Source organism: Pseudomonas guariconensis, assembly GCF_040822035.1.
In the GTDB taxonomy this organism is placed as follows: Bacteria; Pseudomonadota; Gammaproteobacteria; order Pseudomonadales; family Pseudomonadaceae; genus Aquipseudomonas; species Aquipseudomonas guariconensis.
Map to the genome: position 1 here is coordinate 1,486,954 of NZ_CP162012.1, position 26,108 is coordinate 1,513,061.

23 protein-coding genes are annotated in these 26,108 nt (G+C 62.5%); 13 read left to right on the top strand and 10 right to left on the bottom strand.

Annotated elements, in window-relative coordinates; all coding sequences use genetic code 11:
* Nucleotides 1-3 precede the first annotated feature (3 nt).
* The gene (locus tag AB1N67_RS06750; protein WP_317847081.1) at nucleotides 4-1,176 is read right to left on the bottom strand and encodes a YbfB/YjiJ family MFS transporter; all 1,173 of its coding nucleotides are present in this window, start codon (nucleotides 1,174-1,176) and stop codon (nucleotides 4-6) included.
* Nucleotides 1,177-1,281: 105 nt separating this feature from the next.
* Here AB1N67_RS06750 and AB1N67_RS06755 point away from each other — a divergent pair, with 105 nt between their 5' ends.
* Together AB1N67_RS06755 and AB1N67_RS06760 are read left to right on the top strand one after the other, a co-directional pair.
* A complete protein-coding gene (locus tag AB1N67_RS06755) occupies nucleotides 1,282-2,175 on the top strand; it encodes a LysR family transcriptional regulator (RefSeq protein ID WP_250034585.1) in 894 nt (297 codons plus the stop codon).
* A gap of 125 nt (nucleotides 2,176-2,300) precedes the next feature.
* A complete protein-coding gene (locus tag AB1N67_RS06760; RefSeq protein WP_256543834.1) occupies nucleotides 2,301-2,429 on the top strand; it encodes a PA1414 family protein in 129 nt (42 codons plus the stop codon).
* Nucleotides 2,430-2,516: 87 nt separating this feature from the next.
* Here AB1N67_RS06760 and AB1N67_RS06765 read toward each other — a convergent pair whose 3' ends face one another.
* Together AB1N67_RS06765 and speB are read right to left on the bottom strand one after the other, a co-directional pair.
* Nucleotides 2,517-3,896, bottom strand: a complete 1,380-nt coding sequence (locus AB1N67_RS06765) for a sodium:solute symporter (protein ID WP_043209362.1) — start codon at nucleotides 3,894-3,896, stop codon at nucleotides 2,517-2,519.
* A 247-nt stretch (nucleotides 3,897-4,143) separates the two neighbouring features.
* Nucleotides 4,144-5,094: an agmatinase gene (speB, locus tag AB1N67_RS06770; protein WP_043209365.1), complete on the bottom strand. Its 951-nt coding sequence runs from the start codon at nucleotides 5,092-5,094 to the stop codon at nucleotides 4,144-4,146.
* A gap of 225 nt (nucleotides 5,095-5,319) precedes the next feature.
* On the opposite strand from speB, the gene AB1N67_RS06775 reads away from it, so the two are divergent.
* The 3 genes from AB1N67_RS06775 to AB1N67_RS06785 all read left to right on the top strand — a co-directional run bounded on the left by AB1N67_RS06775 (nucleotide 5,320) and on the right by AB1N67_RS06785 (nucleotide 8,585).
* Nucleotides 5,320-6,213, top strand: a complete 894-nt coding sequence (locus AB1N67_RS06775) for a LysR family transcriptional regulator (RefSeq protein ID WP_043209367.1) — start codon at nucleotides 5,320-5,322, stop codon at nucleotides 6,211-6,213.
* Nucleotides 6,214-6,350: 137 nt separating this feature from the next.
* Complete coding sequence (locus AB1N67_RS06780) at nucleotides 6,351-7,916, top strand: PAS domain-containing methyl-accepting chemotaxis protein (protein WP_070571464.1); 1,566 nt, start codon at nucleotides 6,351-6,353, stop codon at nucleotides 7,914-7,916.
* A gap of 75 nt (nucleotides 7,917-7,991) precedes the next feature.
* Nucleotides 7,992-8,585 carry a tRNA-uridine aminocarboxypropyltransferase gene (locus AB1N67_RS06785; RefSeq protein ID WP_367863620.1) on the top strand — a complete coding sequence of 198 codons (594 nt, stop codon included), beginning with the start codon at nucleotides 7,992-7,994 and terminating at the stop codon, nucleotides 8,583-8,585.
* 7 nt (nucleotides 8,586-8,592) lie between these two features.
* Here AB1N67_RS06785 and AB1N67_RS06790 read toward each other — a convergent pair whose 3' ends face one another.
* Nucleotides 8,593-9,477 carry a LysR substrate-binding domain-containing protein gene (locus AB1N67_RS06790; protein ID WP_043209372.1) on the bottom strand — a complete coding sequence of 295 codons (885 nt, stop codon included), beginning with the start codon at nucleotides 9,475-9,477 and terminating at the stop codon, nucleotides 8,593-8,595.
* Between the two features lie 149 nt (nucleotides 9,478-9,626).
* On the opposite strand from AB1N67_RS06790, the gene AB1N67_RS06795 reads away from it, so the two are divergent.
* Nucleotides 9,627-12,647, top strand: a complete 3,021-nt coding sequence (locus tag AB1N67_RS06795) for an FAD-binding and (Fe-S)-binding domain-containing protein (protein ID WP_102081350.1) — start codon at nucleotides 9,627-9,629, stop codon at nucleotides 12,645-12,647.
* Between the two features lie 105 nt (nucleotides 12,648-12,752).
* On the opposite strand, the gene AB1N67_RS06800 is transcribed toward AB1N67_RS06795, so the two are convergent.
* From AB1N67_RS06800 to phhA, 5 genes are all read right to left on the bottom strand, one after another.
* A complete protein-coding gene (locus tag AB1N67_RS06800) occupies nucleotides 12,753-13,952 on the bottom strand; it encodes an MFS transporter (protein ID WP_102081349.1) in 1,200 nt (399 codons plus the stop codon).
* A gap of 102 nt (nucleotides 13,953-14,054) precedes the next feature.
* Nucleotides 14,055-14,183 carry a hypothetical protein gene (locus tag AB1N67_RS06805; RefSeq protein WP_256543836.1) on the bottom strand — a complete coding sequence of 43 codons (129 nt, stop codon included), beginning with the start codon at nucleotides 14,181-14,183 and terminating at the stop codon, nucleotides 14,055-14,057.
* Between the two features lie 232 nt (nucleotides 14,184-14,415).
* Nucleotides 14,416-15,612 carry an amino acid aminotransferase gene (locus tag AB1N67_RS06810; protein WP_367863621.1) on the bottom strand — a complete coding sequence of 399 codons (1,197 nt, stop codon included), beginning with the start codon at nucleotides 15,610-15,612 and terminating at the stop codon, nucleotides 14,416-14,418.
* Complete coding sequence (locus AB1N67_RS06815; RefSeq protein WP_028691075.1) at nucleotides 15,609-15,965, bottom strand: 4a-hydroxytetrahydrobiopterin dehydratase; 357 nt, start codon at nucleotides 15,963-15,965, stop codon at nucleotides 15,609-15,611. Before AB1N67_RS06815 ends, AB1N67_RS06810 begins: the two co-directional genes overlap by 4 nt.
* Before the next feature lie 39 nt (nucleotides 15,966-16,004).
* The gene (gene phhA / locus AB1N67_RS06820) at nucleotides 16,005-16,793 is read right to left on the bottom strand and encodes a phenylalanine 4-monooxygenase (RefSeq protein WP_043209381.1); all 789 of its coding nucleotides are present in this window, start codon (nucleotides 16,791-16,793) and stop codon (nucleotides 16,005-16,007) included.
* 257 nt (nucleotides 16,794-17,050) lie between these two features.
* On the opposite strand from phhA, the gene AB1N67_RS06825 reads away from it, so the two are divergent.
* Nucleotides 17,051-18,610 (top strand): sigma-54-dependent phenylalanine hydroxylase transcriptional regulator PhhR, encoded by a 1,560-nt coding sequence (locus AB1N67_RS06825; protein WP_043209382.1) that lies wholly within the window; start codon nucleotides 17,051-17,053, stop codon nucleotides 18,608-18,610.
* 94 nt (nucleotides 18,611-18,704) lie between these two features.
* On the opposite strand, the gene AB1N67_RS06830 is transcribed toward AB1N67_RS06825, so the two are convergent.
* Entirely contained in the window at nucleotides 18,705-18,962 is a 258-nt protein-coding gene (locus AB1N67_RS06830; protein ID WP_043209383.1) for a DUF2790 domain-containing protein, read from the bottom strand.
* A 416-nt stretch (nucleotides 18,963-19,378) separates the two neighbouring features.
* Between AB1N67_RS06830 and acs the strand changes: the two genes are divergently transcribed.
* The 6 genes from acs (at nucleotide 19,379) to argR (ending at nucleotide 25,992) form a co-directional block, all read left to right on the top strand.
* A complete protein-coding gene (acs, locus tag AB1N67_RS06835) occupies nucleotides 19,379-21,340 on the top strand; it encodes an acetate--CoA ligase (protein WP_090345401.1) in 1,962 nt (653 codons plus the stop codon).
* Nucleotides 21,341-21,864: 524 nt separating this feature from the next.
* A complete protein-coding gene (locus AB1N67_RS06840) occupies nucleotides 21,865-22,650 on the top strand; it encodes an ABC transporter substrate-binding protein (RefSeq protein ID WP_043209388.1) in 786 nt (261 codons plus the stop codon).
* A gap of 90 nt (nucleotides 22,651-22,740) precedes the next feature.
* Nucleotides 22,741-23,430 carry an ABC transporter permease gene (locus tag AB1N67_RS06845; RefSeq protein ID WP_043209390.1) on the top strand — a complete coding sequence of 230 codons (690 nt, stop codon included), beginning with the start codon at nucleotides 22,741-22,743 and terminating at the stop codon, nucleotides 23,428-23,430.
* A complete protein-coding gene (locus tag AB1N67_RS06850) occupies nucleotides 23,427-24,125 on the top strand; it encodes an ABC transporter permease (RefSeq protein ID WP_043209392.1) in 699 nt (232 codons plus the stop codon). The genes AB1N67_RS06845 and AB1N67_RS06850 overlap by 4 nt, the downstream gene beginning before the upstream one ends.
* 22 nt (nucleotides 24,126-24,147) lie before the next feature.
* Entirely contained in the window at nucleotides 24,148-24,912 is a 765-nt protein-coding gene (locus AB1N67_RS06855; RefSeq protein WP_043209394.1) for an ABC transporter ATP-binding protein, read from the top strand.
* Between the two features lie 99 nt (nucleotides 24,913-25,011).
* A complete protein-coding gene (gene argR / locus AB1N67_RS06860; RefSeq protein ID WP_043209396.1) occupies nucleotides 25,012-25,992 on the top strand; it encodes a transcriptional regulator ArgR in 981 nt (326 codons plus the stop codon).
* Nucleotides 25,993-26,108: the final 116 nt, after the last annotated feature.

Here is a 26,108-nt window from a genome sequence, read left to right on the forward strand (position 1 = left end):
ACTTCAGGAACTGGTGCAGGCCCTTGGCGTGCTGACCTGCGCGGCGCTGAGGCCGGTCAGCGCCAATACACCGGCCAACCCCAGCCCGCCTGCGGCGAGCATCAAGGCAGGCTGCAGCCCGCCCCAATAGTGAGTGCTCGCTGCTGCCAGCAAGGGGCCGCTGAGCTGCCCCAACGCGAAACAGGCGGTCAACAGGCCGGCATTCCGTTGGGTCGCATAGGGCGCCAACTCCCGCGAGCGCTGCATTACCAGCTGCATGCATGCCAGGAAGGGGGCGCCACACAGCAGCACGCCCAAGGCCAGGCCAAGACCGTCGCCCAGCAAGCACGCCAGCACACCCAGGCCCTGCAACCACAAAGTCGCGCTCAGCCAGGTGGATGTCCGGGTGGGGCGCCGCAGATTCACCAGCACCACGCCCAATGCTGCCGCCAGGCCGAACGCCGGCCAGAACAGATCGGCCGCCCAATGTCCCTGAAACTGATGGCTGGCCATTTGTGACAGAAAAGTCGCCGGCAGGATGTAGCCGATGCCATACAGGGCGTAGATCACGCCCAGCCGTCCGATCCCGGTGGTGGGTACAGCTGCGCTGTCGGTCATGTCCGAGGGCACCTTCGTGGCCTGCGGCTGCGGCAGCCAGGGCAATACGGCCAACAGCACGACCAGCGCCGCCACCGCATAGATCAGCCAAAGGGCGGCCGACCCCAGCCCCAGCAAGTGTGCGCCCAGGGCCAGCAGGCCGGTCAAGGCGATACCCACGCCTGGCCCGGCGAATACCAGGGCGCCGAGGCGAGGACGGCCGTATGCGGTGGCCACTTGCTGACTGAGACTGGTGATCATCACCAACACCCAGGCGCTGGCCACCCCTGTGCCGAAGCGCAGGAGCATATGACCCCAGAAGCCATCGGCAGCCCAGGAGGCGAGGGTCAGCAACACGCATAGCCAGAGGCCGGCATGCAGACGCAGGCGCACTTGGCCCGGCTGATGGGCGAACATGCTGTCGACCGCGCCGAGAAAATAGCCCAGGTAGTTGGCCGCTGCGACCAGGCCGCCTGCGGTCAGGTCGAGCTGACCTTCGGTGATCAGGCGTGGCAGTTGCGGGGTGAGGGCGAAGCGGCCGATGCCCATGGCCATCATCAAGGCCATGGCGCTGGCCAGCAGTTGCACGAAGGGTGACATGGCGGCGTCTCCTGCCAGACGAAAATGATGAGGGCAGGTTAGAGGGGATTGACTTTCAATAAAATTGAATAATGATGATCAAGTTATTCTGTTTTGGAGAATGCCATGGAGTTCAGCCAACTGCGCATCTTCCAGGCCGTGGCCGAGGAGGGGTCGGTCACGCGTGCTGCCGAGCGCTTGCATCGGGTGCCTTCGAACCTGTCGACGCGCCTGCGTCAGTTGGAAGAGCAACTGGGGGTGGAACTGTTCGTGCGCGAGCGCCAGCGTTTGCAGTTGTCTCCGGCAGGCAAGGTCCTGCTGGACTACGCCAATCGTCTGTCGACCCTGCGCGATGAGGCGGTCGCTGCGGTGCAGGGCGGTCAACCGGCAGGCGACTTCGTCCTCGGTACCATGTACAGCACCGCGGCGACGCATTTGCCGCCGTTGCTGGCGCGTTATCACCAAACCTACCCGGCGGTGAACCTGCAGGTGCAAGCCGCGCCCAGTGGTGAATTGTTGGAGGGGTTGCTGGCCCACCGGTTGGACGCAGCGCTGGTGGACGGCCCGCTGAGCCTGGCCGGGCTCGATGGCGTGCCGTTGTGCGAGGAGGTGCTGGTGCTGATCACCCGCCCGGAACATCCGCCGGTTCACAGCGCGCGGGACGTCGCGGGGCGTGCAGTGTTCGCGTTCCGGCAGGGCTGTTCCTACCGCATGCGCCTGGAAGCCTGGTACGCCCATGACCACACCCCCATGGGGCGGGTGATGGAGATCGAGTCATACCAGAGCATGCTGGCGTGCGTAATTGCCGGGGCAGGGGTGGCATTGATGGCCCAGTCCATGCTCGACACCCTACCTGGTCGCGACCAGGTGCAGGCGCACCGTTTGCAGGCGCCGTTCGATCATGCAGTCACCTGGCTGATGTGGCGCCAGGGCATGCTGGGGGCCAATCTGCAGGCGTGGATCGATGTGCAACAACGGGAAACAATTGACCGACGGTCGGCACGTGCCATTTCCGCTTGATCCGCGTCAAACTCGCCCCTATCTGTAGGATCAGAGGCATGCGCGATGTAGGACATCGGGCTATGATCTGTATGAAGCATCGAAGGACTGAATCGCCGTGAGGTTGACCCGTTAAGGGGGCATTTATGAACAATCGAATGTACAACTGGCTCCATGACCTTGCCGTCGCCCTGGGCTTGCTCCCACCTCCGCTGCAACCGGTGCCGATTCCTACCGACGAAGAGCAGCGCAAGCGCCAACCGCGTCGCCGCTGAAACGAAAAGGCCGCCGCATCTGACGATGCCGCGGCCTTTGCTTTTTCTTGCCTGGCGCCCGTCGGGGCGCCAAGCGTTCGCTTTACATCACGCCAGGTTGACGGTTGCCACCGGGCGGCGCGACAGCAGGCTGACCACCACGAAGCTCACCAGGCCGATCGCCAGGCTGTAGTAGATCGGCGAGTTGGCATCCAGACCGTCCTTGAACATGAAGAACAGTGCGGTGGCGAAGCCCAGCGCCATGCTGGTGATGGCGCCTGCGGTGGTGGCGCGCTTCCAGAAGATCGCCCCGATCAGCGGAATCAACATGCCGCCGACCAGCAGGTTGTAGGCCAGGGTCAAGGCGCTGATCACATCGTTCACCGCCAGGGCGATGCCCAGTACCACCAGACCGGTGAGGAGGGTGAACAGGCGGTTGACGCCCAGGCTCGATTGCTTGCCGCCACGCAGTTTAGGCAGCAGGTCTTCGGTCAGGGTGGTCGAGGCCGCCAACAGGCCTGCGCTGGCGGTGGACATCATCGCTGCGAGGGCAGCAGCCATCAGCAGGCCACGGACGCCTTCTGGCAGTTGGCCCTTGATCATTTCGGCGAAGGCATTGTTCGGGTTGGCCAGGTCAGGCAGCAACACGTGGGCAGCCATGCCGATCAGGGCGCAGGCCAGGCCGTACAGGACGCAGTAGATACCGGCGACAGTACCGGCGCGCTGGCAGACCTTTTCGTCACGGGCGGTGAACACACGTTGCCAGATGTCCTGGCCGATCAGGATGCCGAAGAAGTAGATCAGGAAGTAAGTGATGATGGTGTCCCAGCCGATGGTGGTCCAGCTGAAGCTGGCCGCCGGCAGCTTGGCTACCAGGGTGTCCCAGCCACCGGCCTTGTACAGGCAGATCGGCAGCAGAATGAACATCAGGCCCACGGTCTTGATGATGAACTGGACGATGTCGGTCAACGTCAGCGACCACATGCCGCCGATGGTCGAGTACACCACCACTACGCCACCGCCGAACAGCAGGGCCATCCAGAACGGTACATCCAGCAGCACTTGCAGCACGGTGCCCATGGCTAGGGTCGAAGTGACCGCGATCATCAAGGCATAGGCGAGCATGATCGCTGCGCTGGCCTGACGGGCCATCGGATTGTAGCGGCGCTCCAGAACCTGGGTGACGGTGAAGATCTTCAGGCGCAGCAGGGGTTTGGCGAGGAACAGGTTCAGGGCGATGATCCCCAGACCCAGGGCCGCACACAGCCAGAAGCCGGAAATGCCGTGGACGTAGCCCAGGCGAACGGTGCCGACAGTGGAAGCGCCGCCCAGCACGGTGGTGGCCATGGTGCCCATGTACAAGGTAGGGCCGAGGTTGCGCCCTGCCACCAGGTAGTCTTCATGGGTTTTCGCGCGTCGCATGCCATACCAGCCGAGGCCGAGCATGCCTGCGGCATAGATCAGTACAACGAAGATGTCCAAGGCCATTGGGGGTCTCCCGATTATCTTTATTATGGCGAGATCGACCGTCCGGGCGGTTCATGGCGCCCAGCGGTCTTGTCTTGTGTTGACGGGCCTCTATGGCCCTTCCTAATGGCTCCTGCCGCAGGTATTGCGTTCACGTCCTTCGTCGGTGCGGGCTGGCCCGGCGATCACGGTCGCGAGGACTGCATGGCCGGTCATGCCATCGTCATCGCAAGGCAGCCTGCGCCTACAAAGGTGTGTGACTACTCGCTCAGCGGCGTACCACGCCCGGCAGAACGCAGAGCATCTCGAACAGCAGGTTCGCGCCGAGCAGTGAGGTGTTACCGGTGGTGTCGTAGGGCGGCGAGACTTCGACCAGGTCGCAGCCGATCAGGTCCAGGCCGTGGCAGCCACGGATGATCTCCATCGCCTGGATGGTGGTCAGGCCACCGATTTCCGGGGTGCCGGTGCCAGGCGCCCAGGCTGGGTCGATGCCGTCGATGTCGAACGACAGGTACACCGGACCGCCACCGACCTTTTCACGTACTTCGGCCATCAGCGGCTCCAGCGACTTGTGCCAGCACTCTTCGGCCTGCACGACGCGGAAACCTTGGCGACGGCTCCAGTTGAAGTCATCGGCGGTATAGCCCTGGGCGCGCAGGCCGATCTGCACTACGCGGTCGCAGTCGAGCAGGCCTTCTTCCACGGCGCGGCGGAAGGTGGTGCCGTGGGCGATCTTCTCACCGAACATATGATCGTTGACGTCGGCGTGGGCGTCGATATGCACCAGGCCGATCTTGCCGTGCTTTTTGTGCAGCGCACGCAGGATCGGCAGCGTGATGGTGTGGTCGCCACCGAGGGTCAGGGGGATGATGTTGTGCTCGAGGATCTCGTCGTAGGCCTCTTCGATGATGCGCACGGCGTCGAGCAGGTTGAAGGTGTTGATCGCCACGTCACCGATGTCGGCGACCGACAGCGAATCGAACGGAGCGGCTCCGGTCGCCATGTTGTACGGACGGATCATCACCGACTCGGCGCGGATCTGACGCGGACCGAAACGAGTGCCCGAGCGCAGCGAAGTGCCGATGTCCAGCGGTACGCCAATGAACGCGGCGTCCAGGCCTTCGGCGCTTTGCAGGTGGGGGAGACGGAGCATGGTGGCGATGCCGCCGAAACGCGGCATTTCGTTGCCGCCCAGTGGTTGGTGGAGAATCTTTTCCACGGTGGGCCTCATCAGTCGGTCGATTGTTTTGTTTGTTCGAACCTGTGCCGCAGCGTGCCAGGCAGGCAAGGAGACGCCGGCGGGCAGGGACATTGGGAGCCAGTCTGCGCAAGGTAGTGGGCAGGAGGAATCGCTACAGACAAATACTTACTTCAGGATTTTCTAAACTATCCGTTCACAGCGGGTTAGACTCTGGTGATTTCCACCCTGCGGAACCGTTGCACCATGGCTTCTTCACTGCCCGACCTGAAACTGCTGCGTATCTTCGTCAGCGTGGTACGCCACCAGGGCTTCGCCAATGCCCAGCGCGAACTGAACCTCTCTACATCGGCCATCAGCACTTACATGAGCCAGTTGGAAAGCGCCTTGGGCATCGTCCTGTGTCACCGTGGCCGTGGCGGTTTCAGCCTGACCAGCAAAGGCGAGCTATTCCACCAGGAGACCTTGCGCCTGCTGGCCGAACTCGATGGCTTCGAGCAATACGCCGCGGCGCTCAAGGGCGAGCTGCGCGGTACCCTCAATCTCGGGGTGATCGACTCCACCGTGGGCGACCGCGCCCTGCCGCTGGCCGAGGCCATCGGGGCCTATAGCCAGGAGCATCCGGCGGTGCATCTGCACCTGTCGGTCTCCAGCCCCTATGAGTTGCAACTGGGGGTACAGGACAACCGCCTGGACCTGGCCATCGGCGCCTTCTCTTCGCGCATGAGCGGTCTGGTGTATCAGCCGTTGTACCGCGAGCAGCACTGGCTGTACTGCAGCAGCCGGCACCCGTTGTTCGGCGAGCGGCGGGTGCCGGAAGAAGTGATCACCCAACAACGCATGGTGGGGCGGGGCTACTGGAGCCAAGCGGAGCTGGCGCGCCACGGTTTCAAGCACAGCGCGGCGACGGTTGAGAGCATGGAGGCCCAGTTGATTCTCATCCTCTCCGGCGCCTATATCGGTTATCTGCCCGAACACTATGCCCAGGCCTGGGTCGACAAGGGAGACCTGCGCGTCCTGTCGCCTGCCACCTTTGGCTATCAGGCGCCGTTTTCGTTGATCATCCGCCGTGGGCGTAGCCGCGAGCCCTTGATCCAGACCTTCCGTGACCTGCTCAAGTCGCAACTGAATGTCAGTTAAAAAACGTCGCTTTTAGAACATTGCGTCAGGCTGTGTAAATTTCCTGGGAGGCATGCGACTGGAGTGATGGCGTTCTGCTAAATATCTATTTGCTTTGATGAAATTTCCCATCATCTAACAAAGCAAGGACTGCCCAGATGCGCATGAATTTGCCCGTCACAGAGCAAGAAAGAACCTTCCCGTCCGACCAGCGGCTCATTTCCACCACCGACCTGAACAGCCGCATTACCTATTGCAATGACGCGTTCGTGGCCATCAGCGGTTTTACCTACGACGAACTGGTGGGGCAGCCGCACAACCTGGTGCGGCACCCCGACATGCCACCGTCGGTGTTTGGCCACATGTGGGAAACCATCAAGCAGGGCAAACCTTGGATGGGGGTGGTCAAGAACCGCGCCAAGAACGGTGATTTCTATTGGGTCAGCGCCTACGTCACGGCCATCTATGAAAATGGCCGGATCAGCGGCTACGAGTCGGTACGTTCGGTCCCGACCCGTGACCAGATTCGCCGTGCCGAGGCGCTTTATGCGCGTTTGCGTGGCGGACGTTCGGCAGTGCCTTGGGCCGCACGCCTCGGGTCCGGGCTGCAACATGGCTTGCCGCTGATTGGCGCAGGTCTCGCGTCGGCCGCCGCTTATCTCTGGTTACCGCAGTACGCGGCGCTGGGCGTGCTGATGGCCAGCATGCTGGGGGCCTGGTACTGGATCGAACACCGGCAGAACCAAGCCATTCGCCGGACCTTGGCCGAGCACCCCAAGGCGTTCACCAGCCCGTTGGTGGCCCTGACCTACAGCGACAACCCTGGTCTGCAAGGGCAGTTGGACTTGGCCATCATCAGTGAAGAGGCTCGCCTGCAAACAGCCCTGACCCGTCTGGTGGATGCCGGCGTCGGGGTCAAGTCGCGGGCGGCGGAGTCGGCCGGTTTGTCCGATGCCCAGGCGCAGATGCTCGACCGCCAGCGCAGCGAGACCGACCAGTCGGCCACCGCGATCGCCCAGATGGCCGCAACCATCCAGCAAGTTACCCACAACGTGCAAAGCACCGCTCACGCCGCCAGCGATGCCGATCATCTGGCCCAGCAAGGCAGTGAGCTGGCGCAACAGAGCCTGAAGGCCATGGGCAGCATGAGCGATGCGGTCAACGACATCGGGCAGGCGGTCAATGCGCTGGCCGAACAGACCCAGTCGATCGGCAGCGTGGTGGATGTGATCACTTCCATTGCCGAGCAGACCAACCTGCTGGCGCTCAACGCAGCGATCGAGGCCGCGCGGGCGGGCGAGCAGGGGCGTGGGTTCGCGGTGGTGGCCGATGAAGTACGTTCCCTGGCCCAGCGCACCCGTGCTTCCACCGACGAAATCCATCACATCATCGCCTCGCTGCGTTCGGGCGCCGAGCGGGCGGTCACTACCGCCAACCGCGGCGAGCAGATTTCCCGAGACAGCGTGCACAGCGTCGAAGCGGTCCAGGAGGCGTTGTCCGGTATCGTCCAGGCGGTCAGCCGTATCACTGGCATGAGCCAGCAGATGGCAACGGCCTCGGAGCAGCAGAGCCATGTCGCCGAGGACATCAATCAGCAGATCGTGCGGATCGCCCACCTGTGCGACGAGAGCGCCGGGCAGGCCAAGCAGGGCGCGCAGATCAGCCAGGACCTCGAACGCATGGCCGAGTACCTGCACAGCCTGGCCGAACGATTCAATCGCTGAAAATTCACCTCTCCCACAGGGATGTGGGGCTTTTCCGAGCGGCTGTGGCACACTGCGCCGGGTAAGGAGAAGCCGATGTCCAGACCCCGCTGCGCACGCTGCCAGCGTCCGCTCGATCACTGCCTTTGCCCATTGATTCCCAGCCTCGACAGCAGGACCCGCGTGGTCCTGCTGCAGCATCCCAGCGAAGTGTCCCATGCTTTGAACACCGCACGCCTGGCCGCGCTTGGCCTGGTGAACGCCGAACTGCGGGTAGGCGAGGTATTCGATGACCTGCCGGCGCTGCTCGCCACACCCGGGTACCGGCCGGTGCTGTTGTTCCCAGGGGAGCAGGCGCAGGTGTTGTCGGCTTACGAAATCGCAGACGATACGCCGCTGTTGTTGATCGTGCCCGATGGCACTTGGCGCAAGGCACGCAAGCTGCTGTATCTCAATCCGCTGCTCGACGCGTTGCCACGGGTGACCCTGGGTCAGGTACCGCCCTCACGCTACCGGTTGCGCAAGGCGCCGGAGCCGGGCGCCTTGTCGACCATCGAGGCCGTGGTCGAAGCCTTGAATGCCCTGGAGGGGGCAGGGCGTTTCGATGCGCTGTGCCGGCCTTTCGATGCCTTGATCGAAGGGCAGATCAAGGCGATGGGGCGGGAGACGTTCGAGCGCAATCACGGCTAGGCGGCGATCAGATCTGTTCCAGCAACCACCCCCGGAACGCCCGCAGCGAGGGCAGCGCCTCGTTGCGCGGTGGATAGATCAGGTAATAGCTGCGCTGGCTGGCAAAGGCGCCCCCGGCGCTGACCAGCTCACCGCTGGCCAATTCTTCTTCCACCAGGATCCGCGGTACCAGGCCGATGCCGATTCCCGCCCGTACGGCCTGGATCAGATGCGATGTTAGCTCGAAGCTTGGCCCCAGGCGCATGCTGCGATGGGGCAGGCCGTGGTGGGAGAACCACTCGCCCCACGCATGCGGGTTGTTGGCGACGTTGAGCAGCACTTGTTCGCTGATGCGCGCAGGGTCCCAGCCTTGGACATCGTCCGCAGCCGTTGGCGGCAGGATGACCACCAGCTCTTCGGCATGCAGCCGATGGCAGATCAGTCCCGGCAGGTCATGGGTGGCGACACCGATGGCGGCGTCGATTTCGCTGGTGTCGAAGTTGATCGCTTCGATCCGTGAATGGATGTGCACCAGCATCCCGGGGTGCGCGGTATAGAACGCATGCAGGCGTGGCAGCAGCCATTTGGAGCCGAAGGTCGGCAAGGTGGCCAGGCGCAAGGTACCGACGCCCGACTGGTAAGCCAGGGCCTGCAAGGTGGCGCTGCGGATGCGCCCCAGGGCTTCGCTGAGCTCGCGCTGATACAGGCGGCCTACGTCGGTCAGCTGGACCTGGCGCCCTTCACGGCGAAACAGCGTCAAACCCAGCTGCTGCTCCAGCGCCTGCACCTGTCGGCTGACCGCGCTCTGGGTCAGGGACAGTTCGGCAGCAGCGCGGGTGTAGCTCTCATGTCGGGCGGCGGCCTCGAAGGCCAGCAGTAACGACATCGATGGGGTCAGGTGGCGGTAATTCATTCGCAAAACTCATCGATAGCGGCAGGAATATCCGTTTGCCCTTGGCTGGAAACTACAGGAACATTGGCGCATTCGTCATCCCTGCGCAGTCCATCCATGCCGGAGTGACAGTATTTCCGTGAATTTGCCTATATAGAGGCCATCCTTCGATGATCGCCCAGCTGTCGACCCGTGCGCCCGCCGCCCACTACCCAGAATTCCTCGAAGCGCTGCGCAACAGCGGCTTCCGTGGCCAGATCAGCGCCGACTACGGCACCCGTACCGTGCTTGCCACGGACAACTCCATCTACCAGCGCCTGCCCCAGGCGGCGGTGTTCCCGATGGACGCCGACGATGTCGCCCGGGTTGCCACATTGATGGCCGAGCCACGGTTCCGCCAGATCAAGCTGACCCCGCGTGGTGGCGGCACCGGCACCAACGGCCAGTCGCTCACCGACGGTATCGTTGTCGACCTGTCGCGGCACATGAACAAGATCCTTGAGATCAACGTCGAGGAGCGTTGGGTCCGGGTCCAGGCCGGCACCGTCAAGGACCAGCTCAACGCTGCGCTCAAACCCCATGGGCTGTTCTTCGCCCCGGAGCTGTCCACCTCCAACCGTGCCACCGTCGGTGGCATGATCAACACCGACGCCAGCGGCCAAGGCAGCTGCACCTACGGCAAGACCCGCGACCACGTGCTCGAACTGCACAGCATCCTGCTCGGCGGTGAGCGTCTGCACAGCCTGCCGATTGACGATGCCACGCTGGAGCAGGCCTGCGCTGCGCCCGGCCGGGTCGGTGAGGTGTACCGCATGGCCCGGGAGATCCAGCAAACCCAGGGCGAGCTGATCGAGAGCACTTTCCCCAAGCTAAACCGCTGCCTGACCGGATACGACCTGGCGCACCTGCGCGACGAACAGGGCCGTTTCAACCTCAACAGCGTGCTGTGCGGCGCTGAGGGCTCGCTGGGCTATGTGGTCGAGGCCAAGCTCAACGTGCTGCCGATTCCGAAGTACGCTGTGCTGGTGAACGTGCGCTATACCAGCTTCATGGATGCCCTGCGCGATGCCAACGCGCTGATGGCGCACAAGCCATTGTCGATCGAGACCGTCGATTCCAAGGTGCTGATGCTGGCGATGCAGGACATCGTCTGGCACAGCGTCGCTGAATACTTTCCGGCCGACCCCGAGCGTCCGACCCTGGGCATCAACCTGGTCGAGTTCTGCGGTGACGAGCCGGCCGAGGTCAACGCTCGGGTCGAGGCATTCATCGCTCACTTGAAAGCCGATACCAGCGTCGAGCGCCTGGGCCACACCTTGGCCGAAGGCGCCGAGGCGGTGACCAAGGTCTATACCATGCGCAAGCGCTCGGTGGGCTTGCTGGGCAATGTCGAGGGCGAGGTTCGCCCGCAGCCGTTCGTCGAAGACACTGCGGTACCGCCGGAGCGACTGGCCGATTACATCGCTGATTTCCGTGCATTGCTCGACAGCCATGGCCTGGCCTACGGCATGTTCGGTCACGTCGATGCCGGTGTGCTGCACGTGCGCCCAGCCCTGGACATGAAGGATCCGGCCCAGGCTGCGCTGGTCAAGCCGATCTCCGATGCCGTCGCCGCATTGACCCAACGCTATGGCGGCCTGTTGTGGGGCGAGCACGGCAAGGGCCTGCGCTCGGAATACGTGCCGGAATACTTCGGCGAGCTGTACCCGGCGCTACAACGCCTCAAGGGCGCTTTCGACCCGCATAACCAGCTCAACCCGGGCAAGATCTGCACCCCGCCGGACAGCAGCGAAGGCCTGACCCCGGTCGATGGCGTGACCCTGCGCGGCGACCTGGACCGCACCATCGACGAGCGTGTCTGGCAGAGCTTTGGCAGCGCGGTGCACTGTAACGGTAACGGCGCCTGCTACAACTACGACCCCAACGACGCCATGTGCCCCTCCTGGAAAGCCACCCGCGAGCGTCAGCATTCGCCCAAGGGCCGCGCTTCGCTGATTCGCGAATGGTTGCGCTTGCAGGGCGAGGCGGATATCGATGTGCTCGCTGCCGCACGTGGCAAGGTGTCCTGGCTCAAGGGTTTGCCGGCACGCCTGCGCAATGCCCGCGCCCGTCAGCAGGGGCAGGAGGATTTCTCCCACGAGGTCTATGACGCCATGGCCGGCTGCCTGGCCTGTAAATCCTGTGCCGGACAGTGCCCAATCAAAGTCAACGTGCCGGACTTCCGCTCGCGCTTCCTCGAGCTGTACCACGGCCGTTACCAGCGCCCGCTGCGCGACTACCTGATCGGTTCGCTGGAGTTCACCATCCCGTATCTGGCTCACGCGCCTGGCCTGTACAACGCCGTGATGGGCTCCAAATGGGTGAGCAAGCTATTGGCCGACAAGGTCGGCATGGTCGACAGCCCGTTGATCAGCCGCTTCAACTTCCAGTCGACCTTGACCCGCTGCCGCGTCGGTGTGGCGAGTGTGCCGGCTCTGCGCGAGCTGACCCCGGCCCAGCGCGAGCGCGCCATCGTGCTGGTTCAGGATGCCTTTACCCGTTACTTCGAGACGCCATTGCTGGCGGCCTTCATCGAGCTGGCGCATCGTCTGGGCCATCGGGTGTTCCTGGCGCCTTACAGCGCCAATGGCAAGCCGCTGCACGTGCAGGGCTTCTTGGGGGCCTTCGCCAAGGCGGCGATCCGCAATGCCACCCAGCTCAAGGCGCTGGCCGAATGCGGTGTACCGCTGGTAGGCCTGGACCCGGCCATGACCCTGGTGTATCGCCAGGAGTACCAGAAGGTCGATGGCTTGGACGGCTGTCCGAAGGTACTGTTGCCCCAGGAGTGGCTGATGGACGTGCTGCCGGAGCAGGCTGCCGTCGACGCTGGCAGCTTCCGCCTGATGGCCCACTGCACCGAGAAGACCAATGTGCCGGCCAGCACCCGGCAATGGGAACAGGTGTTCGCGCGTCTGGGCCTGAAGCTGGTCACTGAGGCTACCGGTTGCTGCGGCATGTCCGGCACCTATGGCCACGAGGCGCGCAACCAGCAGACCTCGCGGACCATCTTCGAGCAGTCCTGGGCCACCAAGCTGGACAAGGAGGGAGAGCCATTGGCCACGGGGTATTCGTGCCGCAGCCAGGTCAAGCGCATGACCGAGCGTCAAATGCGCCATCCACTGGAAGTGGTGTTGCAGTACGCGCAGCGTTAGTCGTTCTGGCCTCTTCGCAGGTAAACCCGCCCCCACAAGGATCATCGCCAACCCTTGTGGAAGCGGGCTTACCCGCGAAGAAGCGGATCATGCAGTGCAGGGCTCTCAGGTTTCGTCGGCGTGCTGGCGCGGGCGTCGTGCCTGGCGGTACAGATAGAGACTCAACACTAGCCCGCAAGCCGCCGCGCCGGCGGCGAACAGAAAGATCGAAGCAAAGCCGAAGCCCGACGCCACCGCGCCCACCAAGGGCCCGGTGATGCCCAGCGACAGATCGATGAATAGCGAATAGGCGCCCACCGCAGCCCCGCGGTTGGCAGCTGAGACTTGATTGACCGCCTCTACGCCCAGCGCCGGAAACACCAGCGAAAAACCGAAACCACTGAGGGCGGCGCCCGCCAGGGCCAGCTCCGCGCTGGTCGCCTGCCATAGCATCAACAGGCCAAGGGCTTCGACGGCCAGGCAGGCGATGGCCACGCGGAACCCGCCGATACGATTGATCAAGTGGCCGAACAACAAGCGGGCCCCGATGAAGCAGGCCCCGAACACGCTCAGGCACAGCGCTGCGTTGTTCCAGTCGCGGCTGGCGTAATAGAGCGTGATGAAGGTGGCAATGGTGCCGAAACCGATCGAGCCCAGGGCCAGCCCCGAGCCATGCGGGAATACCTTGCCCAAGACCCGTAGGAACGGTAGCCGCACGCCGGCGACGATCGGCGCGGCACGCTTGGGCCAGGCCAGCAACAGGCCGATGATCCCCAGCAGGATGATGCTCACGCCCATGCTCCACAGCCCCAGGCTTTCCACCATCAGCACTCCAAGCGGCGCACCAACCGCCAGGGCGCCGTAGCTGGCGATGCCGTTCCAGGAAATCACCTTGGCGGTGTGCTCGGCACCGACCCGGCCGATGCCCCAGCCGATGGCGCCTGAGCCGACCAGGCTTTCTGCACTGCCCAGCACCAGACGTCCAATGAGCAGGCACGCCAGGCTCAGCCAGGGCAGGTGGGGGAAGAAGCTGCTGGCCAGCATCAGCACGCCGCTCAGGCCGCAGCCGAGCAGGCCATACATCACGGCCTTCTTGCTGCCGAGATTGTCGATGATGCGCCCGGCATGGGGGCGGCTGAGCAGGGTGGCCAGGTACTGCACGCTGATCACCAACCCCGCAACAATTGCGCTGAAACCCAGGTCGTTGTGCACATAACTCGGCAGCACGGCCAAGGGAATGCCGATGTTCAGGTAGCCGATAAAGGTGAAAAGGACGATGGAGACGACTTGCAGGGTGACCGCAAGGGGACGCGGTGAGTCGGGCATGGAGGTCTTTGGCGGGTAGAGGGTTCTGGACGGTGTGAAAACGCGATGACGGGCAAGTTCCCGCGAGTCAGCCGTTTTCACACAGTCTGGGGGATGCGCGATTTATTCCTGGTCAGCGCTGGATTGATCGTCGCCATCCTGTTCGACGGCAGGCGTCGGTTCGGTGTGGGCGGCAACGGTTTGCTCTTCGGGGTTCAGGCTTGGGAAGGGAAGATTCGGGATTTCATGCATCTCGTCGTTCCTCGCAAGTGTGAGTGAAAAGACTGCGCCAGGCGCGTGTGTGGCTTCGAAAAGCTGGGGCAGGATACAGGAGTCCGGATGACAGTTTGAGTTTTTTCCGCCCTGCGGCGCGGTTTTGCGGGCGGCTATCGGACAATCGGGGAAGCTTTTTCGCGGGGGTAAGCCCGCTCCGGCAAAGGCCTCGTGCAAGCCTTGGCAGAGCGGTTTACCCGCGAATAGGCACTTACCGGCAGACGTCGGCGATGGCCGCTGCCAGTTGCTCCAGTCGCTGCGCATCGGCCCCGGCGATATTCGCCCGACCTGTGCCGACCATGTACACACTGTGCTTTTCACGCAGCAGGCGGACCTGCTCCGGGTTCAGCCCTGTGTAGGAGAACATCCCGCGTTGCGCGGCGATGTGGGCGAAGCGCTCGGCCAGACCATGGGGGGCCAAGGCCTTGACCAGTCCCTCGCGCAGTTCGGCGATGCGCTGGCGCATGGCGTTGACCTCTTCGATCCAGAGCGCCTTGAGGGCCGGATCGCCGAGGATCTGTGCGACCACCGCGGCGCCATGATCCGGTGGTGTGGACCACAGGTTGCGGGCCAGCAGCGCCAGTTGGCTACGTACATCCAGGAGCTTTTCGGCGTCATGGCTGCAGACCAGCAGTGCGCCGGTCCGGTCGCGGTACAAGCCAAAGGTTTTCGAGCAGCTACTGGTGATCAGCAGTTCCGGCAGTTGCGCAGCGAACAGGCGAACCGCCCAGGCGTCTTCTTCCAGACCATCACCGAAACCTTGGTAGGCAAAGTCGATCAGCGGCAGCAGGTTGCGCTTGCGCACGACTTCGAGCACGGCGCGCCAATCGTCCTGGCTCAGGTCGAAACCGGTGGGGTTGTGGCAGCAGGCGTGCAGCAGCACGACGTCGCCTTCCGGAGCCTGTTCCAAAGCGGCCAGCATGCCGGCGACATCCAGGCGGTTGTCCGCACCCACGTAGGGATAATGGGACACCTTAAGCTTGGCGCCAGCAAAAATGGTCTCGTGGATCGGCCAGGTGGGGTCGCTGAGCCAGATGCCACGCCCCGGCAGGCAATGGGCGATGAACTCCGCCGCCAGGCGCAGGGCGCCGGTGCCGCCAGGGGTCTGGGTGGCGCCGGCACGGTGGCTGTCGAGCAGCGGCGAGGCGCTGCCCAAGACCAGTTCGCTGACCAGGCGGCCGAACTCAGCATCGCCATGGCCGCCCACGTAGCTCTTGGTGGCTTGATGCTCCACCAGGCGCTGCTCGGCCTGCTTGACCGCCGCGGGAATCGGGGTCATGCCCTGGGCGTCCTTGAACACGCCCACGCCCAGGTCGAACTTGGCCGGGTTGGTGTCGCGGGCGTAGGCTTCCATCAGCCCGAGGATCGGGTCGCCTGGGACCCGGCCAATGGCCGCGAAATGCATCACTTGCGCCCTTCGGCGGTCTTGGCGACTTCGTCGGTGCGGGCGCACATGATGAAGTCGTTGCGGTGCAGGCCTTTGATCGAGTGGCTCCACCAGGTAACGGTGACCTTGCCCCACTCGGTCAGCAGACCAGGGTGGTGGCCTTCGGCTTCGGCGATTTCACCGATGGCGTTGGTAAAGGCCAGGGCATGCTTGAAGTTCTTAAACAGGAAGACACGCTCCAGCTCCATGTGGCCGTCACGCACTTCAATGTTCCAGTCCGGGATCTCACGGATCAGTTCGGCCAGTTCTTCGTCGGTGACTTTAGGGGCGTCGGCGCGGCAGGCTTCGCAATGGGCTTGGTTCAAGGCATTCATGGGTGTTTTTCCGATTTGAGTTGTTATCGACAAGGCAGCTCAGGCAGCCGCCTTGGGTGGAAACTTCGGCGCGTGCAGGCCCAGTTTCATGGCCTGGTGGACCATGCCCATGATGTCTTCGTGGGCCAGGTCGAACAAACGCTTGAGGTTAGGCAGGACAAAGTACAGAGGCTGCAGGATATCGATGCGATAGGGCGTACGCATGGCTTCGATCGGATCGAACGCCTGGTGCTCTGGCTCGTCGGACAGGCTGTAGACGGTTTCCTTGGGCGAGGAGAGGATGCCGCCGCCGTAGATCTTGCGACCTTGGGCAGTCTCCATCAGGCCGAACTCGATGGTCATCCAGTACAGGCGGGCCAGGTAGACGCGTTCTTCCTTGGTCGCCGCCAGGCCCAGCTTGCCGTAGGTGTGGGTGAACTCGGCGAACCAGGGGTTGGTCAGCAGCGGGCAATGGCCGAAGATCTCATGGAAGATGTCCGGTTCCTGCAGGTAGTCCAGCTCTTCGGGGGTACGGATGAACGTGGCCACCGGGAAGCGTTTGCTGGCCAGCAGCTCGAAGAAGGTCTGGAAAGGGATCAACGCAGGGACGCGGGCGACTTGCCAGCCGGTGGTGGCGCCCAGGACCTTGTTGATTTCGCCCAGTTGCGGGATGCGGTCGTAGGGCAGCTTGAGCTGCTCGATGCCGTCGAGGTATTCCTGGCAGGCGCGGCCTTCGATCACTTTCATCTGTCGGGTGATCAGGGTGTTCCACACCGCGTGTTCCTGTTGCGGGTAGTCGATAAAACCATGCGCATCGGGCTCGCGTGCCACGTATTGCGTCTGTTTCATGTGGCTCTCCTGGTGAGGGCTTTCTTGTTATGTGCAGGACATGCCTTAAGGAATATCCCCTTGCCTGAGCCTTTGCACGGGGTATGGCGCGTGGGTGGGCCGAATCGCTACGTAGTTTCTGTAACGTTAATTTTACAAAAAGGCCGGGATGCCGGAAAATCACAGGCATCGAGCTGGCCTTAGCTGGGTTTTTGTCAGCTTATCTTTACGACTTTTCCACGCGTCGCTGAAATTTCTGCGCGCCTCGGGGCTTTTCCATGCGTATCAAAGTGCATTGTCAGAACCGCATCGGCATCCTGCGGGACATCCTCAACCTGTTGGTGGAATACGGCATCAACGTGTTGCGTGGGGAGGTTGGCGGCGATCACGGCAATGCCATCTACCTGCACTGCCCGAACCTGATCAACCTGCAGTTCCAGGCGCTGCGGCCCAAGTTCGAGTCGATCGCCGGTGTGTTCGGGGTCAAACGCGTAGGCTTGATGCCCAGCGAACGCCGGCACATGGAACTCAACGCCTTGCTCGGTGCGCTGGATTTCCCGGTATTGTCGGTCGACATGGGCGGCAGCATCGTCGCGGCCAACCGCAGCGCCGCCCAGTTGCTGGGGGTGCGGGTCGACGAAGTGCCGGGGCTTCCGCTGGCGCGCTATGTCGAGGACTTTGACCTGCCGGAACTGGTACGGGCCAACAAGTCGCGGATCAACGGCTTGCGCGTCAAGGTCAAGGGCGATGTGTTTCTTGCCGATATCGCGCCGCTGCAATCGGAGCACGACGACAGCGAGGCGCTGGCGGGTGCGGTGCTGACGCTACACCGGGCAGATCGTATCGGTGAGCGTATCTACAACGTGCGCAAGCAGGAGCTGCGCGGCTTCGACAGTATTTTCCAGAGCTCTCGGGTGATGGCTGCGGTGGTGCGCGAGGCGCGGCGCATGGCGCCTCTGGATGCACCGCTGCTGATCGAAGGCGAAACGGGTACCGGCAAGGAGCTGTTGGCGCGTGCCTGTCACCTGGCCAGCCCACGCGGCCAGGCGCCGCTGATGGCACTCAACTGCGCGGGCCTTCCGGAATCGATGGCTGAGACTGAGCTGTTCGGCTATGGCCCGGGGGCTTTCGAAGGCGCCCGGGCCGAAGGCAAGCTGGGCCTGCTGGAGCTGACCGCCGGTGGCACGTTGTTTCTCGACGGTGTGGGAGAGATGAGCCCGCGCCTGCAGGTCAAGCTGCTGCGGTTCCTGCAGGATGGCTGCTTCCGCCGGGTGGGCAGTGACGAGGAGGTGTATCTCGATGTGCGGGTCATTTGCGCCACCCAGGTCGATCTCTCCGAGTTGTGCGCCCGGGGCGAGTTCCGCCAGGACCTGTATCACCGCCTCAATGTGTTGTCGCTGCATATCCCGCCGCTGCGCGAGTGCATGGACGGGCTGGACGGGCTGGTGCAGCATTTTCTCGACCAGGCCAGTCGGCAGATTGGTTGCCCGATGCCGCGTCTGGCGCCAGCGGCAATGGACAAGCTCAGCCAGTACCACTGGCCAGGCAATGTGCGCCAGTTGGAGAACGTGCTGTTCCAGGCGGTGTCGTTGTGCGAGGGCGGGGTAGTGAAGGGCGAGCATATTCGCCTGCCGGACTATGGGGCGCGGCAACCATTGGGTGAGTTTTCGCTGGAAGGGGATCTTGCGCAAATTGTCGGACGATTTGAAAAGGCCGTGCTGGAATCCTTGATGACGGAATATTCCAGTAGTCGAGCGCTGGGCAAACGTCTGGGTGTTTCACATACGACAATAGCCAATAAGTTGCGCGATTACTCGCTCAACAAATCGGCGGAATGAAGTAAGAGATATGAATTACTCGGATATTGAGTAAACACAACTTTTGGCGCTGCGCCTCGGGATGTTCGAGGCGCAGCGGGCGTTACTGCCAATGTCAGCCGTTGGAGCAGCCGTTGCCCATCACGCGGTATTCGAGGATGTGCTTCTGTCCCTGGGAATCCTCATACGTCATGCGGGCTGGAACCACTTCACAGACGTTCGGGACTTCGCTCATGGAGAGCACCCGGGCGATGTCCAGATGCTGCGAGTAACTGTACTGCTCAACCGGAATCTGCTCGACATCCTTTGCAACTTCGTCGGCCATCGCCGCGCTGCAAAGACCGCCAAGTACCAATGCCAGTAACGCTTTCATTTTCAATTTACCTATTTTAGGTCGTGAGGGGGCACGCGGCGCTTTTGGCGCCGCGAGTACAGCCAGGTCTTAACTATCGGATCAAGATAGGGATCAACTTGCCTTCGTGGGGGCTGTTACTTGAGTTAATCGCCTTGCCGTTGTTGGCGAGATGAATTTTATGGCGGGGCAGTGCACTGAAACAGATGGACTTTTGATAAAGTTTTTTTGCCTTTTGACAGAATCTGTAACAATCCCCAGGATCGGCTCCTCGTTTTTTTTCTTCACCGCCCTGTGAGTGCTGGGTTAGAGCGGTTGTGTAAGTTTTTGTAGGGAATTCAGCGTTTCGCTACTACCAACGTCGAATGGCTTTTCGCGCTCTGGTACAGTTACAAACGATTCCATACAAAAACAACTATTACACCGAGGTAAAACAGATGAGTGCGGCTCCCCTGTATCCCGTTCGTCCCGAGGTTGCGGCCAATACCCTGACCGACGAGGCCACCTACAAGGCCATGTACCAGCAGTCGGTGATCAACCCGGACGGCTTCTGGCGCGAGCAGGCCCAGCGCCTGGACTGGATCAAGCCCTTCACCAAGGTCAAGCAGACCTCCTTCGACGATCACCATGTCGACATCAAGTGGTTCGCTGATGGCACTCTGAACGTTTCCTACAACTGCCTCGACCGTCATCTGGCCGAGCGTGGCGATCAGGTCGCCATCATATGGGAAGGCGACGACCCGGCTGACAGCCGTAACATCACCTATCGCGAGTTGCACGAGCAGGTCTGCAAGTTCGCCAACGCCCTGCGTGGCCAGGACGTGCACCGCGGTGACGTGGTGACTATCTATATGCCGATGATCCCTGAGGCCGTGGTGGCCATGCTGGCCTGCGCACGCATCGGCGCGATCCACTCGGTGGTGTTCGGTGGCTTCTCGCCCGAGGCGTTGGCTGGGCGCATCATCGACTGCCGCTCGAAGGTCGTCATCACCGCCGACGAAGGTGTGCGCGGTGGTCGTCGTACCCCGCTTAAGGCCAATGTCGACCTGGCCCTGACTAACCCTGAAACCAGCAGCGTGCAGAAGATCATCGTGTGCAAGCGCACTGGCGGTGACATTGCCTGGCACCAGCACCGTGACATCTGGTACGAGGACTTGATGAAGGTCGCCTCCAGCCACTGCGCGCCGAAGGAAATGGGTGCCGAGGAGCCGCTGTTCATCCTTTATACCTCCGGCTCGACCGGCAAGCCCAAGGGTGTGCTGCACACCACCGGTGGCTACCTGGTGTACGCCGCACTGACCCACGAGCGGGTGTTCGACTACCGTCCGGGCGAAGTCTACTGGTGCACCGCCGACGTGGGTTGGGTCACCGGTCACAGCTATATCGTCTACGGCCCTCTGGCCAACGGCGCGACCACGCTGTTGTTCGAAGGCGTGCCGAACTACCCGGACATCACCCGCGTGTCGAAGATCATCGACAAGCACAAGGTCAACATTCTCTACACCGCACCGACCGCCATTCGCGCCATGATGGCCGAAGGGCAGGCCGCAGTGGCCGGTGCCGACGGCTCCAGCCTGCGCCTGCTGGGTTCGGTGGGCGAGCCGATCAACCCTGAAGCCTGGAACTGGTACTACCAGACTGTGGGCAAGGAGCGTTGCCCGATCGTCGACACTTGGTGGCAAACCGAGACGGGCGGCATCCTGATCAGCCCGCTGCCAGGCGCCACGGGCCTGAAGCCTGGCTCGGCGACCCGTCCGTTCTTCGGCGTAGTGCCGGCGTTGGTGGACAACCTGGGCAATCTGATCGAGGGCGCTGCCGAGGGTAACCTGGTGATCCTCGACTCCTGGCCGGGCCAGTCGCGTTCGTTGTACGGCGACCACGACCGCTTCGTCGATACCTACTTCAAGACCTTCCGCGGCATGTATTTCACCGGTGACGGTGCCCGCCGTGACGAGGATGGCTACTACTGGATCACCGGCCGGGTCGATGACGTGCTCAACGTCTCCGGTCACCGCATGGGCACGGCCGAGATCGAAAGCGCCATGGTGGCGCATGCCAAGGTCGCCGAAGCTGCGGTGGTGGGCGTGCCGCACGACATCAAGGGGCAGGGCATCTATGTGTACGTGACGCTCAATGCTGGCGAGCAACCGAGCGAGGCGCTGCGTCTGGAGCTTAAGAACTGGGTGCGCAAGGAGATCGGCCCGATCGCTTCGCCGGACGTGATCCAGTGGGCGCCGGGGCTGCCCAAGACTCGCTCGGGCAAGATCATGCGGCGCATCCTGCGCAAGATCGCCACGGGTGAATACGATGCGTTGGGGGACATCTCGACGCTGGCCGACCCTGGGGTGGTGCAGCATCTGATCGACACCCACAAGTCGATGGCGTTGGCGTCGGCGTGATGGTTGTGGGGCGCTTCGCGCCCCTTTCGCTCGCGTTTTTCGAAACAACGAAACCCCGCTCGGACAACCGGCGGGGTTTTTGCTTTACTGGAGGGATGTTACCCGACATTCATCGGTAACCTTTCCTGTCACCGGATTCGCACAAAAGCGGGGCGAGTCGAAACAGTTAGATACCTTTGTGGTGCTGCGCGCGGGCTTTTCTTGCAAGCTGGCACGCTGGACTTGCCGGAGTACAAGGCTTTGCCAATAATAGGCCCGCTTATTGCTTGGCTTATAGGTTATTTTTCTTTTGCTCTTGCATATTGCGCGGGAGCTGTCAATATCGCCCGCCGCGGTTCAAGGCGCTTCTGTAAGTAGTTGTCGCTTTGAAGAAATATCGGCCACCGGGCTGTCGTTAAAATGCCACTCACTCGCTCGTGGTCTGCGACCTTGGTCGATACCCCCGCGGCTCGCGTTGTACCCATTCGCATGTCGGGCAGTCGTTACACCTGCCTTGTATTGCCCTGTACCGATGGAGTTACCTGATGAAGAAGCTCGCACTGCTTGGCGCCCTGGCGCTGTCCGTGTTGTCCCTGGTATCGCAGGCCGATGAGAAACCGTTGAAGATCGGTATCGAGGCTGCCTACCCACCCTTCGCCTTCAAGCAACCCGACGGCAGCATCGCCGGTTTCGACTACGACATCGGCAACGCCCTGTGCGAAGAGATGAAAGCCAAGTGCACCTGGGTCGAGCAAGAGTTCGACGGCCTGATCCCGGCGCTGAAAGTGCGCAAGATCGACGCCATTCTCTCGTCCATGTCCATCACCGAAGACCGCAAGAAGTCGGTCGACTTCACCAAGCGCTACTACCTGACCCCGGCTCGCCTGGTCATGAAGGATGGCACTCAGGTCAGCGAAGACCTGCATGAACTCAGCGGCAAGAAGATCGGCGTGCAGCGCGGTTCGATCCATGACCGCTTCGCCAAGGAAGTCCTGGCGCCCAAAGGGGCCACCGTCGTGCCTTACGGCACTCAGAACGAAATCTATCTCGACGTCGCAGCCGGTCGCCTGGACGGCACCGTTGCCGACGCCACCCTGCTCGAGGACGGCTTCCTCAAGACTGACGCCGGCAAGGGCTTTGCCTTCGTCGGTCCATCGTTCACCGACGTGAAGTACTTCGGTGACGGCGTCGGCATCGCCGTGCGCAAGGGCGACAACGCCAATCGTGAGCGCATCAATGCCGCGATCGACGCGATCCGCAAGAACGGTAAGTACAAGGCCATCGAAGCCAAGTACTTCAACTTCGACATCTATGGGCCTGAAGCTCAGTAAGACGTCGGGTTTCACCTGTGCAATGGTGCAAACAGCAGAGGCTCTGAGGTTTGCACCATTTTTCATTCCAAGTCCCGAGGAATCCCAATCATGTTGAAAGGCTACGGGGCAGTCATCCTCGATGGGGCATGGCTGACGCTGCAGCTCGCCCTGTCGTCGATGGCCCTGGCTATCGTGCTTGGCCTGATCGGCGTGGCGCTGCGTTTGTCGCCAGTACGCTGGTTGGCCTGGCTGGGTGATATGTACGCCACGGTGATCCGTGGCATTCCAGATCTGGTGCTGATCCTGCTGATCTTTTATGGCGGTCAGGATCTGATCAACCGCATTGCGCCGCTGGTCGGCTATGAAGACTACATTGACCTCAATCCGTTAGTGGCCGGTGTGGGCACCTTGGGCTTCATTTTCGGTGCGTACCTTTCCGAAACATTCCGCGGTGCCTTCCTGGGTATACCCAAAGGGCAGGCCGAGGCGGGCATGGCCTATGGCATGAGCGGCATGCAGGTTTTCTTCCGCATCATGGTGCCGCAAATGATCCGTCTGGCGATCCCGGGCTTCACCAACAACTGGTTGGTGCTGACCAAGGCCACGGCGCTGATCTCGGTGGTCGGCCTGCAGGACATGATGTTCAAGGCCAAGCAGGCGGCCGACGCCACACGCGAGCCTTTTACCTTCTTCCTGGCAGTAGCGGCACTGTACCTGGTGCTCACCAGCATCTCGCTGCTGGCCCTGAAGTACCTCGAGCGACGCTATTCGGTGGGCGTAAAGGTGGCTGAACTATGATCTTCGACTACAACGTCATCTGGGAGGCCATGCCCCTTTACCTGGGCGGCCTGCTGACCACCTTGAAGCTGCTGGCGCTGTCGCTGTTCTTCGGCTTGCTGACGGCCATTCCCCTGGGCCTGATGCGTGTCTCCAAGCAGCCGCTGGTGAGCCTGGTCGCCTGGCTCTATACCTATGTGATCCGTGGCACGCCGATGCTCGTGCAGCTGTTCCTGATCTACTACGGTCTGGCGCAGTTCGAAGCCGTGCGCGAAAGCTTCCTCTGGCCCTGGCTGTCGAGCGCGACCTTCTGCGCGTGCCTGGCCTTTGCGATCAATACCAGCGCCTACACGGCCGAGATCATCGCCGGCAGTCTGCGGGCCACCCCGCACGGTGAGATCGAAGCGGCCAAGGCCATGGGCATGTCGCGCATGATGATGTACCGCCGCATCCTGCTGCCGTCGGCCTTGCGCCGGGCGCTGCCGCAGTACAGCAACGAGGTGATCATGATGCTGCAGACCACCAGTCTGGCCTCGATCGTCACCCTGATCGACATCACGGGCGCGGCACGTACCGTCAATGCCCAGTACTACCTGCCTTTCGAGGCCTACATCACGGCGGGCGTGTTCTACCTGTGCCTGACCTTCATTCTGGTGCGCCTGTTCAAGATGGCCGAACGCCGCTGGCTCAGCTACCTGGCGCCACGCAAGCACTGATCGCTCTGTGAGAACCGACAGCATGTACAAACTTCAAGTCCAAGACCTGCATAAGCGCTACGGCAGCCACGAAGTGCTCAAGGGCATTTCGCTCGAAGCCAAGGCGGGCGACGTGATCAGCATCATCGGCTCCAGTGGTTCGGGCAAGTCGACCTTCCTGCGCTGCATCAACCTGCTCGAGCAGCCGCACGCCGGGAAGATCCTGCTCAACAATGAAGAGCTCAAGCTGGTCCCCGGCAAGGATGGCGCCCTCAAGGCCGCCGACCCCAAACAGTTGCAGCGCATGCGTTCGCGCCTGTCGATGGTGTTCCAGCACTTCAACCTCTGGTCGCACATGACGGCGCTGGAGAACGTGATCGAGGCTCCTGTGCATGTGCTGGGCGTGAGCCGCAAGCAAGCGCTGGAAAAAGCCGAGCACTACTTGAACAAGGTGGGCGTGGCCCATCGCAAGGATGCCTTCCCCGGGCACATGTCCGGTGGTGAGCAGCAGCGGGTCGCGATCGCCCGGGCCTTGGCCATGGAGCCTGAGGTGATGCTGTTCGACGAGCCGACCTCGGCCCTTGACCCGGAGCTGGTGGGCGATGTGCTCAAGGTCATGCAATCGCTGGCTCAGGAAGGCCGCACCATGGTCGTGGTGACTCACGAAATGGGCTTCGCCCGTGAGGTGTCCAACCAATTGGTGTTCCTGCACAAGGGGTTGGTGGAAGAGCGCGGCAACCCGCGTGAAGTGCTGGTCAATCCGCAGTCGGAGCGACTCAAGCAGTTTCTTTCCGGCAGCCTGAAGTAAAGGCTGCACCTTGCACCAGAATAGGGCATGCTGCGCAGCGAAGCGCAGCCTGACCCGGCGCCACAGACACGAACGATCCCAGGTTTCGGACCACGCCCTATGACCACCCAGCGAATCGGATTTCTCATCTGGCCCAGTACCCGGCCGCTGACCCTGGCGCTGGCCGAGGAAGTGCTGCAGGTCGCCCAGCGGGTGCATCCGGATGTGTCTTACGAGTTGGTGTTTCTCCAGGCTGAAGTAGCGCCCGACGGGGCCTGGCGCTTGCCGGGCGAGCCTTGGAGCGGTCGTCTGGAGGGCTGTCAGAAGCTCTTTCTTCTGGCGGATGAGCCGCCAGTGGCGGTGGGCTCGGCCCTGTCGTCCGCGCTCAAGCAATTGGCGCGCAGCGGTTGCCTGATCGGTGGTCTGTCGGCCGGTGTGTACCCGCTGGCGGCGCTGGGTCTGCTCGATGGTTATCGCGCCGCAGTGCACTGGCGTTGGCAGGATGACTTTGCCGAGCGCTTTCCCAAGGTCATCGCCACCAGTCACCTATTCGACTGGGACCGTGATCGCCTGACCGCATGCGGTGGCATGGCTGTCACCGACCTGCTGCTGGCGGTGCTGGCGCGTGATCACGGCGCCGAGCTTGCCGGAGCGGTGTCTGAGGAGCTGGTGGTCGAGCGCATCCGTGAAGGAGGCGAGCGCCAGCGTATTCCGCTGCAGAATCGGCTCGGCTCCAGCCATCCGAAGCTCACCCAGGCGGTGCTGCTGATGGAGGCCAACATCGAAGAGCCGCTGACCACCGACGAAATCGCCCAGCACGTGTGCGTGTCCCGTCGGCAACTCGAGCGAATCTTCAAGCAGTACCTCAATCGCGTACCCAGCCAGTATTACTTGGAGCTGCGCCTGAACAAGGCGCGGCAGATGCTGATGCAGACCAGCAAGTCGATCATCCAGATCGGGTTGTCGTGCGGGTTTTCCTCCGGGCCGCATTTCTCCAGTGCCTACCGCAACTTCTTTGGGGCCACCCCGCGCGAAGACCGCAATCAGCGGCGCAGCGCCAGCCCGTTCGAGCTCAGTTCGGCGCCTGCCGAAAAGGGCTGAGTCTGATCGTTCGAGTCGGCCTTTTTCGCAGGTGAACCTGCGCCTGCAGGTCCCCGTCGGCGTTGGTGCCCGGCGTGGCCTGTCGGGCGGGCTCACCTGCGAAAAGGCCACCGCTC

Bases quoted from the DNA above. Each gene is read 5' to 3' on its own strand.
- argR (WP_043209396.1), top strand. From the start codon at position 25,012: ATGACCACCCAGCGAATCGGATTTCTCATCTGGCCCAGTACCCGGCCG.
- AB1N67_RS06765 (WP_043209362.1), bottom strand. From the start codon at position 3,896: ATGGCCTTGGACATCTTCGTTGTACTGATCTATGCCGCAGGCATGCTC.
- AB1N67_RS06825 (WP_043209382.1), top strand. From the start codon at position 17,051: ATGCGTATCAAAGTGCATTGTCAGAACCGCATCGGCATCCTGCGGGAC.
- AB1N67_RS06815 (WP_028691075.1), bottom strand. From the start codon at position 15,965: ATGAATGCCTTGAACCAAGCCCATTGCGAAGCCTGCCGCGCCGACGCC.
- AB1N67_RS06850 (WP_043209392.1), top strand. From the start codon at position 23,427: ATGATCTTCGACTACAACGTCATCTGGGAGGCCATGCCCCTTTACCTG.
- AB1N67_RS06845 (WP_043209390.1), top strand. From the start codon at position 22,741: ATGTTGAAAGGCTACGGGGCAGTCATCCTCGATGGGGCATGGCTGACG.
- AB1N67_RS06750 (WP_317847081.1), bottom strand. From the start codon at position 1,176: ATGTCACCCTTCGTGCAACTGCTGGCCAGCGCCATGGCCTTGATGATG.
- AB1N67_RS06760 (WP_256543834.1), top strand. From the start codon at position 2,301: ATGAACAATCGAATGTACAACTGGCTCCATGACCTTGCCGTCGCCCTG.
- AB1N67_RS06795 (WP_102081350.1), top strand. From the start codon at position 9,627: ATGATCGCCCAGCTGTCGACCCGTGCGCCCGCCGCCCACTACCCAGAA.
- AB1N67_RS06780 (WP_070571464.1), top strand. From the start codon at position 6,351: ATGCGCATGAATTTGCCCGTCACAGAGCAAGAAAGAACCTTCCCGTCC.
- AB1N67_RS06775 (WP_043209367.1), top strand. From the start codon at position 5,320: ATGGCTTCTTCACTGCCCGACCTGAAACTGCTGCGTATCTTCGTCAGC.
- AB1N67_RS06855 (WP_043209394.1), top strand. From the start codon at position 24,148: ATGTACAAACTTCAAGTCCAAGACCTGCATAAGCGCTACGGCAGCCAC.
- AB1N67_RS06830 (WP_043209383.1), bottom strand. From the start codon at position 18,962: ATGAAAGCGTTACTGGCATTGGTACTTGGCGGTCTTTGCAGCGCGGCG.
- AB1N67_RS06800 (WP_102081349.1), bottom strand. From the start codon at position 13,952: ATGCCCGACTCACCGCGTCCCCTTGCGGTCACCCTGCAAGTCGTCTCC.
- acs (WP_090345401.1), top strand. From the start codon at position 19,379: ATGAGTGCGGCTCCCCTGTATCCCGTTCGTCCCGAGGTTGCGGCCAAT.
- phhA (WP_043209381.1), bottom strand. From the start codon at position 16,793: ATGAAACAGACGCAATACGTGGCACGCGAGCCCGATGCGCATGGTTTT.
- AB1N67_RS06840 (WP_043209388.1), top strand. From the start codon at position 21,865: ATGAAGAAGCTCGCACTGCTTGGCGCCCTGGCGCTGTCCGTGTTGTCC.
- AB1N67_RS06790 (WP_043209372.1), bottom strand. From the start codon at position 9,477: ATGAATTACCGCCACCTGACCCCATCGATGTCGTTACTGCTGGCCTTC.
- AB1N67_RS06755 (WP_250034585.1), top strand. From the start codon at position 1,282: ATGGAGTTCAGCCAACTGCGCATCTTCCAGGCCGTGGCCGAGGAGGGG.
- AB1N67_RS06805 (WP_256543836.1), bottom strand. From the start codon at position 14,183: ATGCATGAAATCCCGAATCTTCCCTTCCCAAGCCTGAACCCCGAAGAG.
- AB1N67_RS06785 (WP_367863620.1), top strand. From the start codon at position 7,992: ATGTCCAGACCCCGCTGCGCACGCTGCCAGCGTCCGCTCGATCACTGC.